General features: G+C 69.3%; 10 protein-coding genes. 6 read left to right on the top strand and 4 right to left on the bottom strand.

Features of this window, described 5'->3' with window-relative positions; translation table 11 throughout:
• Positions 1 to 61 precede the first annotated feature (61 nt).
• The 4 genes from cutA (at position 62) to VN11_RS19460 (ending at position 6,202) form a co-directional block, all read left to right on the top strand.
• A complete protein-coding gene (cutA, locus tag VN11_RS19445; protein ID WP_049456835.1) occupies positions 62 to 400 on the top strand; it encodes a divalent-cation tolerance protein CutA in 339 nt (112 codons plus the stop codon).
• Positions 397 to 2,781 carry a protein-disulfide reductase DsbD family protein gene (locus VN11_RS19450; protein WP_053450927.1) on the top strand — a complete coding sequence of 795 codons (2,385 nt, stop codon included), beginning with the start codon at positions 397 to 399 and terminating at the stop codon, positions 2,779 to 2,781. The genes cutA and VN11_RS19450 overlap by 4 nt, the downstream gene beginning before the upstream one ends.
• A complete protein-coding gene (locus VN11_RS19455; RefSeq protein ID WP_053450928.1) occupies positions 2,778 to 3,329 on the top strand; it encodes a TlpA family protein disulfide reductase in 552 nt (183 codons plus the stop codon). The genes VN11_RS19450 and VN11_RS19455 overlap by 4 nt, the downstream gene beginning before the upstream one ends.
• A 347-nt stretch (positions 3,330 to 3,676) precedes the next feature.
• Entirely contained in the window at positions 3,677 to 6,202 is a 2,526-nt protein-coding gene (locus VN11_RS19460; RefSeq protein WP_053450929.1) for a PepSY domain-containing protein, read from the top strand.
• A gap of 47 nt (positions 6,203 to 6,249) precedes the next feature.
• On the opposite strand, the gene VN11_RS19465 is transcribed toward VN11_RS19460, so the two are convergent.
• Complete coding sequence (locus VN11_RS19465; protein ID WP_053450930.1) at positions 6,250 to 8,817, bottom strand: methyl-accepting chemotaxis protein; 2,568 nt, start codon at positions 8,815 to 8,817, stop codon at positions 6,250 to 6,252.
• A 203-nt stretch (positions 8,818 to 9,020) separates the two neighbouring features.
• Here VN11_RS19465 and VN11_RS19470 point away from each other — a divergent pair, with 203 nt between their 5' ends.
• Positions 9,021 to 9,860 (top strand): arylamine N-acetyltransferase family protein, encoded by an 840-nt coding sequence (locus VN11_RS19470; protein WP_053450931.1) that lies wholly within the window; start codon positions 9,021 to 9,023, stop codon positions 9,858 to 9,860.
• Positions 9,861 to 10,044: 184 nt separating this feature from the next.
• On the opposite strand, the gene VN11_RS19475 is transcribed toward VN11_RS19470, so the two are convergent.
• From VN11_RS19475 to VN11_RS19485, 3 genes are read right to left on the bottom strand one after another with little or no spacing between them, the layout of a single operon-like run.
• Positions 10,045 to 10,416 carry a VOC family protein gene (locus VN11_RS19475; protein ID WP_053450932.1) on the bottom strand — a complete coding sequence of 124 codons (372 nt, stop codon included), beginning with the start codon at positions 10,414 to 10,416 and terminating at the stop codon, positions 10,045 to 10,047.
• Between the two features lie 22 nt (positions 10,417 to 10,438).
• On the bottom strand, positions 10,439 to 11,077 hold the full coding sequence (locus VN11_RS19480; RefSeq protein ID WP_148564999.1) for a response regulator transcription factor: 639 nt from the start codon (positions 11,075 to 11,077) through the stop codon (positions 10,439 to 10,441).
• On the bottom strand, positions 11,074 to 12,174 hold the full coding sequence (locus VN11_RS19485) for a sensor histidine kinase (protein ID WP_053450934.1): 1,101 nt from the start codon (positions 12,172 to 12,174) through the stop codon (positions 11,074 to 11,076). Before VN11_RS19485 ends, VN11_RS19480 begins: the two co-directional genes overlap by 4 nt.
• 161 nt (positions 12,175 to 12,335) lie before the next feature.
• Between VN11_RS19485 and VN11_RS19490 the strand changes: the two genes are divergently transcribed.
• On the top strand, positions 12,336 to 12,758 hold the full coding sequence (locus tag VN11_RS19490) for a DUF2141 domain-containing protein (RefSeq protein WP_049458304.1): 423 nt from the start codon (positions 12,336 to 12,338) through the stop codon (positions 12,756 to 12,758).
• The last annotated feature ends 18 nt before the right edge of the window (positions 12,759 to 12,776 follow it).

Raw genomic sequence — 12,776 nt, forward strand, 5'->3', positions numbered from 1 at the left:
ACGCAGCGGTGCACTGCCGCCGCCGGGCCCTGGCCCGGCGGCGGCCCTATACTCGACGGCCATGTCGACCGTCGATCCCGTCCTGTTGCTGTTGACCACCTGCCCGGACCGGGCCAGTGCCGAGCGCATCGCGCACGCGCTGGTCGGCGAGCGCCTGGCCGCGTGCGTGACCCGACTCGATGGCGCGCAGTCGACCTACCGCTGGCAGGGCGAGGTGACCACCGACAGCGAGCTGCAGCTGCTGGTGAAAACCACCGCGAGCCGCGTCGATGACGCGATTGCCCGGATCGTCGAACTGCATCCGTATGAACTCCCGGAGTGCATCGCGGTCGAAACCCGGGCCGGCCTGCCGGCATATCTGGACTGGATCCGGGCACAGACCCGGGAGGACACTGATTGAAGACTCTGTTTGCGCGTGGCGCCGCCTTGTGCGCCCTGTTGTGGCTCTCGTTGCCGGCCTTCGCGCTGGATGAGAAGGACCTGCTGCCGGTGGACCAGGCGTTCGCGCTGACCGCCACCGCCCCCGAACGTGGCCAGCTGCAACTGCAGTTCAAGATCGCACCGGGCTATTACCTCTATCGCCACCGCACCAGCGTCAAGGCGGACCCCGCATTCAACGCCGGCACGCTGCAGATGCCCAAGGGCGACAGGCACCACGACGATTTCTTCGGCGAGGTTGAAACCTATCGCGAGCGCCTGCAGGCCATCCTGCCCGGCACACCCACCGATGCGGCCGGCACCATCAGCGTGGAAGTGCGCTACCAGGGTTGCGCCGATGCCGGTGTCTGCTACCCGCCGCAGAAGCGCGTGGTGCAGGTCACCCTGCCGGGCGGCGGTACGCCGGCTGCGGCACCCGCGGCGCGTACCAGTGCCGGCAACCCGTTCAACAATCCGCTGGCCGGTGCCGGCAGCACGGGCGGCCTGCGCCTGCCGGGTGCGGCCAGCAACAGCCAGGCGCTGCCGCTGCCGTCGGAACAGGCCTTCGGCTTCGATGCCATCGCCAGCGACGGCAACACCCTGCTGCTGCGTTTCAGCCCGGCCCCGGGCTACTACCTGTATCGCGACCGCACTTCGCTGAAGCTGGAAGGCAGCGCCGGCGTGCTGGCCGACAAGCCGCGTTGGCCGGCCGCGCAGTCGCATCGCGATGAACATTTCGGCGATGTCTCGGTGTACTTCAACCAGGTGGAAGTGCCGCTACCGCTGCGCCGCACCGTCAGCGATGCGGTCGACAGCACCCTGGTGGTGACCTTCCAGGGCTGCCAGACCGATGGCATCTGCTACCCGCCGATGACGCGCCGGGTGAAGCTGTCGATTCCGGCCGGCAAGGCCAACGCCAGCGCCGACCAGGCACCGCCGCGCAACGAGGTGATCAGCCCGCTGGCCGCTGGCAGTGGCGCCCCGCGCGAAGCGGCCAACGGCGCTCCGCTGCGCCTGCTGCCGACCGTGCCCAACGACGGAGCTGCCCGCCCGGCCGCCGCAGGCGCTGAGGGCGCAGGCAATGAATTCGCCACCGATGCGCAGGGTGACAACGCGCTGCGCACGCGCCCGCCGGCGACCACCCCGAACCCGGACCGTTCATTCGTCTGGGTACTGTTGCTGGCGCTGGCCGGCGGCCTGGTGCTGAACCTGATGCCGTGCGTGCTGCCGATCCTGTCGCTGAAGGTGCTGAGCCTGGCGCAGAGTGGCGAAAGCCCGCAGCGCGCGCGCAGCCATGCGCTCTGGTACACGCTGGGCGTGCTGGTCGCGTTCGCGGTGATCGGCGCGCTGATGGTGGGCCTGCGCGCGATCGGCAACGCGGTCGGCATCGGCTTCCAGCTGCAGCATCCGGGTGTGGTGGCGGCGCTGGCCTACATCATGTTCGCGGTGGGCCTGAGCCTGTCCGGCGTGTTCACCCTGGGCGGCGGCATCGGCAACCTCGGCCAGTCGCTGGCCAGCCGCAGCGGCCCGGCCGGTGATTTCTTCACCGGTGCGCTGGCCTGCGTGGTCGGCAGTGCCTGTGTCGGCCCGTTCATGGGCGGTGCCATTGCCTACGCCTTCATTGCCCCGCCGTTGAAGGCGATGACCGTGTTCCTGTTCCTCGGCCTGGGCCTGGCCCTGCCGTTCCTGCTGATCGGCTTCGTGCCGGCGCTGGCGCGCCGCCTGCCCAAGCCGGGCCCATGGATGGAAACGCTCAAGCACGTGCTGGCCTTCCCGATGTATGCCACCGCGCTGTGGTTGCTGTGGGTGCTGGGCAAGCAGCGTGGCGTGGATGGCATGGCGCTGGTGCTGGGCGGCCTGCTGCTGCTCGCCTTCGGCCTGTGGCTGTTCGAGCGCAACCGCTGGACCGGCTCGCGCGCGGTGACGCTGCTGGGCGTGCTGCTGGCCATCGGCGCACTGGTGCCTGCCTGGGGCGTAACCCAGCTGGCAGCGCCGACGCGTGCCGCACAGGCGGCCAGCGAGAACGTGGTCGAGTATTCGCCGCAGCTGCTGGACCGCCTGCGCGCCGACAACCGCGTGGTGTTCGTCAACATGACCGCCGACTGGTGCGTGAGCTGCAAGGCCAATGAGCGCGCGGTGCTGTCGCGACCGGAGTTCAAGGACCTGCTCAAGCGCACCAACGCGGTGTACATGCGCGGCGACTACACCAACGTGGACCCGCAGATCACCTCGTTCCTGGAAGAGCACAAGGCGGTGGGCGTGCCGCTGTATGTGGTGTACGGCCCCGGCGCACCGCCGACCGTGCTGCCGACCCTGCTGACCCAGGCGGTGGTCGAGGAAGCGCTGCTGCGCACCGCACGATGAAGTGGCAACGGCCAGCGCTGCTGTGGACAGCGGTGCTGGCCGCCGGCCTGGGCCTGTGGGCCGGGCATCGACTGACGCCGGCGCCGGTGGCATCGGCTACATCACCGGCCGCTCCCGCCAAGCTTTCGCTGCAGGCGGGCGATCCGATGCCCGCGCTGTCGCTGCCCGACCTTGAAGGACGCGCACTGGATCTGCGCCGGCACTTCGCCGGCCGCCCGCTGTTGATCAACGTGTGGGCCAGCTGGTGCGCGCCCTGCGTGGAAGAAATGCCCGAACTGGCTCGTTTCGCCCACCTCCAGAGCAGCGACGGCGTGCAGGTGCTGGGCCTGGCGCTGGACACCCCGGACGACGTGCGTGGTTTCCTGCAGCGGGTTCCGGTGGACTACCCGATCGTGATCGAGACCCCGGGCCCGCGCGATGCCAGCGTACAGCTGGGCAATACGCAGGGCCTGCTGCCCTACAGCGTGCTGTTCGATGCGCAGGGGCGGATGGTCAAGGCGAAGCTGGGGCCGTTCGCCCACGGCGAGATCGACGGCTGGGTGAAGTGAGGGTTCGGCAGGGTTGCACCCTGCACCTGCAGAGGCCACCGCAACAGCCAGAGCCAAAGCGGCTTTCTGTGGGATGGCGGGGCGGTGTGGCTGTGCAGGACACGCCGTAAACCCGTCCATGGGGGCTCGATGGCGCCATGCGTCCCCCGCAACCGGACCCACCCCGCCATCCCACGGATAGCCCGCTTTTGACGTTGACGTTGACGTTGCCTCGGCGGGTGCCGGGCGCAGCCCGGCCGATACCCCCCGCTTGACCGCAGCCAGGGGGCCACGGAAAATTCCGCGACTAATTCTCATTTGCTGTTGCGCAGGATGCGGGCGGCAGCCTTCCAGGCCCTCCTCCTTCGATGTTCAAGAACATCCTGTTCCAAGTGCACTGGCTGCTGGGCATCACCGCCGGTGCCATCCTGGCCGTGATGGGCCTCAGTGGTGCCGTGCTGTCCTTCGAGGACGAACTGCTGCGTGCGGCCAACCCCGGCTTTGCGGCCATCGCCGAACACCACGCCGACAGCCAGCTTCCGCTCACGCTCAGCGAGCTGGTGCCGCGGCTGCAGGCCGGCAGCGAACGCCCGCTGCAACGCCTGCGCGTCGACGCCACCGGGCAGCGGCCGTCGGTCGCGCGCTTTGCCGGCGGCAAAGAGCATTGGGTGTATTTCGACCCGTACAGCGGCGAGCGCTTCAGTGCCCTGCGCGGCCAGGCGTTCTTCGATTTCGTCGAAGACCTGCATCGTCATCTCGCGGCCGGCGAACGCGGCAAGTGGATCACCGGCAGCTGTGCGATCGCGCTGCTGTTCTTCACCCTGTCCGGGCTCTACCTGCGCTGGCCACGGCGCTGGTGGCACTGGCGCAGCTGGCTGGCGGTGGAGTGGAAACGCAGTGGCCGCGGTTTCCTGTGGAGCCTGCATTCGGTGGTCGGCACCTGGGTGCTGTTGATCTACCTGATGAGCGCATTGACCGGCCTGTGGTGGTCGTTCGACTGGTACCGCAGCGCCGCCAACAGCGTGTTGGGCGTCGCGCCGGCGGCCAAGCATACGGTGGCCATCGATGCCCCGCTGGACCTGCAACGCGTCGAAGCCACGCTGTATGCCTTGCCCGGCGTGCGCACCGGCTTCATCGACCTGCGCTTGCCGGAAAAACCGGGCCAGGCGCTCAACGTGCGGGTGATGGCCGGTGATCCGTCGCAGCGCGGAGGGCACCATGATCGCGCGCATGATCTGCTGCAGCTGGACCCGGCCAGCGGCGCGGTGCTCGATTCCCGCCCCTACGATCGCCAGGGCGCGGGCGGCCAGCTGGCCACCAGCGTGTTCGCGCTGCACTCGGGCAGCTACTTCGGCCTGCCCGGGCGCGTGGTGGTGATGCTCAGCAGCCTGGGCATGAGCCTGTTCTTCATCACCGGCTGGATGTTGTACCTGGATCGCCGCCGCAGCCAACGCGCGGCACGCGGGCTGCGCCAGTCGCTGCCGATGCCAGCCGCCACCGATGGCCATGGCGCGCCGTGGCTGGTGGTGCATGCCAGCCAGAGCGGCCTGGCCGAACAGCTCGCATGGCGTGCGGCCGCGCAGCTGCAGGCGGCCGGTAGCGCGGTGCAGGTGCTGCCGTTGTCGCGCATCGATGCCGCGAAGCTGCAGGCCACATCGCAGGCGCTGCTCGTGTTGAGCACCTTCGGCGACGGTGAACCGCCGGATGCGGCCCGACGCGCGGCACGCCTGTTGCTCGCGCAGGCACCGGACCTGTCGGGGCTGCAGTTCGGCCTGCTCGCGCTGGGGGATCGCCAGTATCCGCACTACTGCGGCTTCGGCCGCCAGGTCGATGGCTGGCTGACCGGCAACGGTGCACGTGCGCTGTTCGCGCGCATCGATGTCGATGCCGCCTCGGTGCCGGCCCTGCGCCAGTGGCAGCTGCAACTGGGCGCACTGACCGGCATCGCCACCGATGACAGTGTGCTGCCGCCCGCAACGCGGATGCACGACTGGCGCCTGCTCGGCCGCGACCGCCTCAACCCGGGCAGCGTCGGCGGCGCGATCTGGCGTATCCGTCTTGCCGCCCCGGCCGATGTGCAGTGGCAGGCCGGTGACATCCTGCATATCGCGCCCCGCCACAACGCGCGGCATGCGGGTGCAGTGCTGAGAGCGCATGGACTGGATCCGCTGCAGCCGCTGCTGGTTGACGGCGCGCCGCGCACGCTGCTGGCGCTGGCCAGCGAACGCGAACTGCCGGAGGCCGATGCCGCATTGCCCGTGCAGGATGCCTGCCTGTGGTTGTCCGGGCTGCCGATGCTGCCCGGCCGCGAGTACTCGATCGCCTCCGCCGCGAACGACGGCGAGGTGGAGCTGGTGGTCAGGCTGGTGCATGACACCGCCGGTCGTGCCGGGCTGGGCTCGGGCTGGTTGTCGCTGCATGCGCCGATCGGCGCCAGCGTCGTCGCCCGCGTGCATCGCAATCCCGGTTTCCATCGGGTGCCTGCTGCGCCGATGGTGCTGGTCGGCAACGGCACCGGCATCGCCGGCCTGCGCAGCCTGCTGCGCGAGTCCGCGTATGCAGGCGAGCACGGGCACTGGCTGTTGTTTGGCGAGCGCCAGCGCGCGCACGACCTGCTGTTTGCCGACGAGATCGAGGCCTGGCAGGCGCAGGGCCATCTGGCGCGGGTGGACCTGGCGTTCTCGCGCGATGGCGGAGGTGGCTATGTGCAGGATCGCCTGCGTGCGGCCTCTGATGTGCTGCGCGACTGGATGCAACGCGGCGCGGTGATCCACGTCTGTGGCTCGCTGCAGGGCATGGCCGAAGGCGTGGACCAGGTGCTGCGCGCTGCGCTGGGCGATGAAACGGTGGAAACGCTGCTGGAGAACGGGCGCTACCGCCGCGACGTGTACTGAGTCACAGGAGGAGTGCCGGCCCAGCGGCCGGCACTACCGGGGCGGGATCACGCCGCGGCGCGGGCCTGCCGCGCCGGCTGCAGGCGGAAGGCTCCCACCGCTTCGGCCAGGGCATGCACCTGCGCCTGCATCTGTGCAGTCGAGGCACCGGCCTCTTCCACCAGGCTGGCATTGCGCTGGGTACTGGCTTCCATCTGCACGATGGTCTGGTTCACCTGTGCGATGCCGGCATGCTGGTCCTGCGATGCGCTGCGGATACCGGCCAGCAGGTCCGCCAACTGCTGCACGCTGCCGACGATCTCGCCCATTGTGGTGCCGGCCTGCTCGGCCTGCTGGTTGCCCTGCCCGACACGCGCCACCGAATCCTCGATCAATCCCTTGATCTGCTTGGCCGCCTCGGCACTGCGCTGGGCCAGCAGCCGCACTTCCGCAGCCACCACGGCGAAGCTGCGGCCCTGTTCGCCGGCGCGCGCTGCTTCCACCGCTGCGTTCAGTGCAAGGATGTTGGTCTGGAAGGCGATGCCATCGATCAGCTGGGTGATGTCACCGATCCGCCGCGAGGCTTCGCTGATGCCGTGCATGGTCGCCACCACCTGGCCCACGGCGTCGCCGCCGCGCTGGGCCACCGCTGCCGCACCCTTGACCAGCGCATCGGCGCGACCGGCCGCGTCGGCATTGCGGCCCACGGTGTCGGTCAGCTCATGCATCGACGCCGCGGTTTCTTCCAGGTTGGCCGCCTGCTGCTCGGTACGCTGCGACAGGTCGTAGTGGCCAGCGACGATCTCACCAACGCCGGTATCCAGGCTGGAGGTGGCCTGCTGGATGCGGGTGACGATGCGGCCCAGCTGCGCGACGGTGGCGTTGGCATCGTCGCGCATGCGCGCGAACACGCCCTGCAGGTCGCCGTCCATGCGCACGCTGAGGTCGCCGCGTGCCAGCGCGGCCAGCAGCGCCTGCAGGTCGCCGAGATTGGTTTCAAAGGTCGCCAGCAGGCGGTTGATGCTGGTCGACAGCGTGCGCACGAAGCCCTGCTTGCCGTCCAGCACGATGCGACCGTGCAGGTCACCGTGCGCGGCGGCGTCGACCAGTGCGGCCACTTCGGTTTCGAGCAGGGTTTCCAGTGCGCGGCTGCGCCATTCCACCGCCACACCGAGGAACTGTCCTTCGTCGGTGATGGGATTGGCGATCAGCTGGTAGCGAACACCGTCTTGGCCGATCTCGCGTTCTTCGCGCTGGCGTACGCCGGCCAGGCTGGCCAGCGCCGGATGCAGGCGCACCGCTTCGCTGGCCACGAGCGCGTCAGCCTGCAGGTCCAGCTGCTGCAGCAGCGCCGGGTTGGCATAAGCCACCAGCCCTTCGGCATCGATCACCATCAGGCCGGTCTGTGCGCTGTCCAGCGCCTGGCGCACGCGGGTATTGCCGCGCGCCACCGCGCGCTCGGTCTCGATGCGCGCACGCAGGCGCTGCTGCATGTCGACCAGGCGCTGGGCGAGCTGGCCGATCTCATCATTGGCGTTGTACACGCGCAGGGTGGTGTCCAGGCGGTCGTCCGCGATATCGCTGGCGAAGCGCAGGGTGTCCTGGATCGGCTGGCGCACCGCGCGCAGGACCAGCACCAGGCTGGTGATCAGCACGCCGGCAACCAGCAGCAGGGTCAGCGCGAACAGTACGCTCATGGCGCGCGTGCCGGCCTGCTGGCGCGCCTGTGCCTCGGCCAGCGCCGCCACCTGGGCCTGCTGGAAGGCGGCCAGTGCCGGCGCCACGCCGGCGGCGGTGTCCAGCAGCGACTGCGCCTCCACATCCAGGCCGACGCGGGCGGCGGTGTAACCCAGCAAGGCGACCTGATAGGCCTCCATGCCGCTGCGCAGGGCATCCTGCACATCGGTGGACAGGCCGGCCAGCGCGAGGTCGAACGGCAGCTTCTCTTCGCTGGCACGGTCGGCATGGGCAGAGTCACCGTCGAGCAGCAGCAATGCTTCCTGTCGGCGCATCTTCTGCAGGGACAGCGCCAGCAAGGGGCGCTGCAGCGCATCGACCTGCGCCTGCAGGGTGTCGGCGGCCTGCTGCAGCTGCGCGGCAAGGCCGGCATCACCCCGGCCCATCTCGTCGACCCGTTCGAACAGGGCCGCGACGCCCTGAGAGAACGCGTCCGCGGCTTCGGTCAGCACCTGCAGCGCCTTGCGCCGCCCGGCATCCATCGGTATCGCGCGCAGCGCCTGCAGGTCGGCCTGCAGTGCCTTCTGTGTGGCCAGCAACTGGTTGCGGTCAGCATCATCGAAACTGCGGGCATACTGGGTCTGCAGGCGCCGGGCTTCGGCCACGCGCGTGGCCAGGCTGGCGGCCAGGTCGCTGCCGCGCTGGTAACTGGCCTGATTGCGTGCGGCCTGTGCGCTGGCGTGGCCGGTCCAGGCGTAGACTGCGGCGATTGCCACCAGGCCCAGGCCACAGACCCAGAGGGTTGCCTTGAGCTTGTTGGCTACGCTGAGCCGGTGCGGCTGCAGCCACAGCAGCAGGTTCGACGACAGCACGCTCGACGACAGCACGCCGGGCGACGCCGCGCGCAGGCGGGCCAGATGCGTGCGCAGGGACCGGAGGTGGGGAACGACGGCCGACATGACAGACTCCAGGCGGAAGGACGCACCTGTATCGGCTGGATTCCCGGCAACTTTAGGCCCGTTTTCGTGCCACTGCGACGCTCGCGGGCGGACGCGGCCTTTGTACCGGGCACAGGCGACGGGGGCATGACACCGGCGCTGCGCTTGACCTCAACCCCGGTTGGGGGCGCACAGTGGACGTCCCTCCCCTGCCCGGTGTCCGCATGACGACGCTCGATATCCCCCGCTACCTGCAGCGCCTGCAGCTGGATGCACCACCCCCGCTGACCCTGGCCGGCCTGTCACTGCTGCAGCAACGCCATAACGCGCTGCTGCCGTTCGAGACGCTCAGCTGCCTGCTGCGTGACGCGGTACCGATCGACCTGGACAGCGTGCAGCGCAAGCTGCTCGACGAGCGCCGGGGCGGTTACTGCTTCGAACTCAATGGCGGCCTGCTGGCGCTGCTGCAGGCGCTGGGCTTCGATGCCCAGCCGCTGAGCGCACGCGTGCTGCTGGCGGCACAGGATGGCGAGCTGACCGCACGGACCCATCTGCTGCTGCGCGTGCATGTGGAAGGCGAGGACTGGCTGGTCGATGCCGGCTTCGGCAGCCTGACCCCCACCGTGCCGCTGCGCCTGCACGACACCGCACCGCAGGCCACGCCGCACGAGCGCTACCTGCTGCAGCGGCTGGGCGATGACGGCGATTTCGTGCTGTCAGCCGAATCCAGCGATGGCTGGCGCGCGATGTACCGCTTCGACCTGCAGGCGCCTGCGCCGATCGACAACGTGGTGGGCAACTGGTACGTGTGCACCCACCCCGACTCCAGCTTCCCGGGCCAGCTGCGCGCGTCGCTGACCGGGCCGGACTGGCGCCGCACCATCGGCAGCGGCAACTACACCGAGTACCGCCCGGGGCAAGCGCCGGACAAACGCCCGCTGCACGATGTCGGTGACGTGCGCGAGGTGCTGCAGCAGCACTTCGGCCTGCAGCTGCCGGATGACCCGCGGCTGGACCCGGCGATCAATGACTGGCTGCAGCGCTCGCGCGCCGCAACACCGTAGCGTCGAGCTTGCTCGACGGAGGCGTTGGTAGCGCCGTCAACAGCAGTCGAGCAAGCTCGACTCTACAGAAGCGAGAGCGGCGGTGTTGGCCGGAATGATGCCGACGGCATATGAGCGCGTAGCGTCGAGCTTGCTCGACGGAGGCGTTGCTAGCGCCGTCAACAGCAGTCGAGCAAGCTCGACGCTACAGAATCGCGCGCGCCTGCAGCGCGATGCGGTTGCCTTCGCTGTCGCGGATCTCGGCCACGCGCCAGTCGCCGGCGTCGGCCGGGCCGAAGCGCAGTTCGGCGCCGGCCTGCAGCGCACGGTCGAGGCTGGCCTCAAGATCATCGACACCGATATAGAGGCGCGCGCCCTGTTCGGAGGGCTGGTAGTCCGCCCCCTGCACCAGCGACAGGCTGGCACCCGTCGCGTCATCCGAGAACGGCAGGTAGGCCATGTGGCAGTCATGCAGCAGGATCGGCTCGTCCACCACCACCTGCAGCCATTGCTGATAGAAGGCGATGGCACGAGCCAGGTCACTGGCGGGGATCTCGACATGCAGGATCGGGTTCACGGGTTTTCCTCGCGCGGCGCAGTCAGATGATGCGCAGGGTAATCGCCTTCAGTACCGCACGGGTACGATCGCGGGTACCAAGCTTGTCGAGAATGGCGGAAACATAGTTCTTCACCGTGCCTTCGGCCAGGAACAGGCTGCGCGCGATCTCCTTGTTGCTGTAGCCGCCAGCCAGCAGGCGCAGGATCGCCACTTCGCGTTCGCCGAAGGTATCGCTGGGAGGCGCTTCGTCGTGAAAGCGGTAGCGGGCGCGTACCGGCTCGGTGCTGACCGGCATCAGCAGCGTCTCGCCGGCGGCGACGCGCTCGATCGCCTCGCGCAGGTCGGCAGGCGCGGCGTCCTTCAGCAGGAAGCCCTGTGCACCAGCCTCGCTGGCACGCAGCAGCAGGTCGCTCTCATCGAAGGTGGTCAACAGCAGCAGCGGCGTGGCATCGCCACGTGCGCGCAGCTGGCGAAGCGCTTCGATGCCATCCAGGCCCGGCATGCGGACATCACTGAGCACCACGTCCACCGGCTGCGTGAGCAGCGCATCGAGTAGTGCCTGGCCTTCCTCGGCCTCCAGCACCACCTCCACCCCCAGCCCCTGCAGCAGCGCACGCAGGCCGGCGCGGACCAGCGCCTGGTCGTCGGCCAGGGCAACACGGATCGCGGCGCCGCTCATGCCGGCACCCATGCGGTCAGCAGCATGCCGCCCTGTGCGGTGCGCGCGAGTTCCAGCCGGCCATGCACCGTGGCCAGGCGCTCACGCATGCCGGCAATGCCGTTGCCTTCGCGGATGCGTTCGGCACGCTGGCCGTCATCATGGATATCGATGCGCAACCGGGAATCCTCTTCGTTGATCGTCAGCCATACGGTGCCTGCGTTGCCATGCCGGGCCGCATTGGTCAGCGCTTCCTGCACCAGCCGCAGCACAGTCTCGGCCATCAGCGGATCGGTCACGCGCACGCCCTCGCCGATCCGCAGTTGCAGCTTCGGCCGTGGGAAGGGTGCGGCCAGCGCGTGCAGTGCGGTGGCCAGATCGAGGCCGCGATCATCGCGCATCGACTGCACCACTTGGCGGATGTCGGCCAGCAGTTCGCCCGACAACTGCTCGGCCAGCACCAAGCCGTCGCGCCCGGCCAGCGCAGGATCAGCCGCCAGTGCGCGCAGGTTCAACCGCATCGCGGTGAGCTTGTGGCCGGCCACATCATGCAGTTCGCGCGCCAGGCGCAGGCGCTCGGCATCGCGGGCGCTGTCGGCCAGCAATGCGCGCGTGGCCAGAAGATCCGCGTTGACCCGGGCCAGGTCATCGCGGGCCAGGGCCGTGCTGCGTGCGTAGTGTGCGGTCAGTGCGGCGAACGCCTGGAAGCCGCCGTACAGCAGCACCACCAGCAGCGGCTGGCTGAAGCCACTGTGGCGCAGCACCGCATACATCGCCAGGTTGGCTAGCAATGCGACACCCAGCACGAAGCGCGGCGGCCAGTGCTCGGCCAGCTGCGCAACCAGCACCACCAGCAGCACGGGGGCGGTGCCGGTGCGCGGCTGCAACGCGACCAGGGCAATCGCCAGCAGCGCCTGCAGCACGGCGGCGACGGCTCGCACGCGCGACGGCATCGACGCCCAACCGTGCAGCACGAACAGCAACAGGAACCCAGCAAGCAACAGCAGGCTGGGGGCGGCCTCGCCGCGCTGCACCGCGAATGACAGGCCGACCGCCAGCACGGTCACCAGACCGGCAAGGCTGAGCGGACGCGACAGGTGGCGGAGCAGGCTGGGCATGGCCAGATGCTGACGGCCACGCCTGCCGTCGGCAATGGGTCCAGCGCAGAAAGTGACTTCTGGCACGTCGAATCGATGACCACTGGCCCTGAAACCAGCCCCACGCCCCGCGCAGACTGACCCCACTCCACAACACACCGCCCACTTCCGGAGCCACTGCCATGATCCGTACCGCCCTGCTCAGCACCGTCCTGACCGCCCTGGCCCTGGCCGGCGGCGCCCATGCCGCCGATCTGGCCGTGACCGTACACGATGTCCGCGTGCAGACCGGTACGCTGCGCGTTGCCCTGGTCGACAACGCCACCGCCTGGGACGGCAAGGCTGCGCCGGTGCAGGCGCAGCAGGCCAGGCCCAGTGGCGACAGTGCCCACTTCGTATTCAAGAACGTGCCCGCCGGCAGCTACGCGGTGCTGCTCACCCACGACGAGAACGACAACGGCAAACTCGACACCAACCTGGTTGGCATGCCGGTGGAAGGCTATGGCTTCAGCAACAACCCGCAGGTGATGCGCAAGCCGACCTTCGACGAAGCGCGCGTCAACGTGCCGGCCGCCGGTGCCGCCATCGACATCACCCTGCGCTGATTCCTGCATCCAGACCCG

Source organism: Stenotrophomonas maltophilia (genome assembly GCF_001274595.1).
GTDB lineage: Bacteria > Pseudomonadota > Gammaproteobacteria > Xanthomonadales > Xanthomonadaceae > Stenotrophomonas > Stenotrophomonas forensis.

Bases quoted from the DNA above. Each gene is read 5' to 3' on its own strand.
- VN11_RS19490 (WP_049458304.1), top strand. From the start codon at position 12,336: ATGATCCGTACCGCCCTGCTCAGCACCGTCCTGACCGCCCTGGCCCTG.
- cutA (WP_049456835.1), top strand. From the start codon at position 62: ATGTCGACCGTCGATCCCGTCCTGTTGCTGTTGACCACCTGCCCGGAC.
- VN11_RS19470 (WP_053450931.1), top strand. From the start codon at position 9,021: ATGACGACGCTCGATATCCCCCGCTACCTGCAGCGCCTGCAGCTGGAT.
- VN11_RS19460 (WP_053450929.1), top strand. From the start codon at position 3,677: ATGTTCAAGAACATCCTGTTCCAAGTGCACTGGCTGCTGGGCATCACC.
- VN11_RS19480 (WP_148564999.1), bottom strand. From the start codon at position 11,077: ATGAGCGGCGCCGCGATCCGTGTTGCCCTGGCCGACGACCAGGCGCTG.
- VN11_RS19455 (WP_053450928.1), top strand. From the start codon at position 2,778: ATGAAGTGGCAACGGCCAGCGCTGCTGTGGACAGCGGTGCTGGCCGCC.
- VN11_RS19485 (WP_053450934.1), bottom strand. From the start codon at position 12,174: ATGCCCAGCCTGCTCCGCCACCTGTCGCGTCCGCTCAGCCTTGCCGGT.
- VN11_RS19465 (WP_053450930.1), bottom strand. From the start codon at position 8,817: ATGTCGGCCGTCGTTCCCCACCTCCGGTCCCTGCGCACGCATCTGGCC.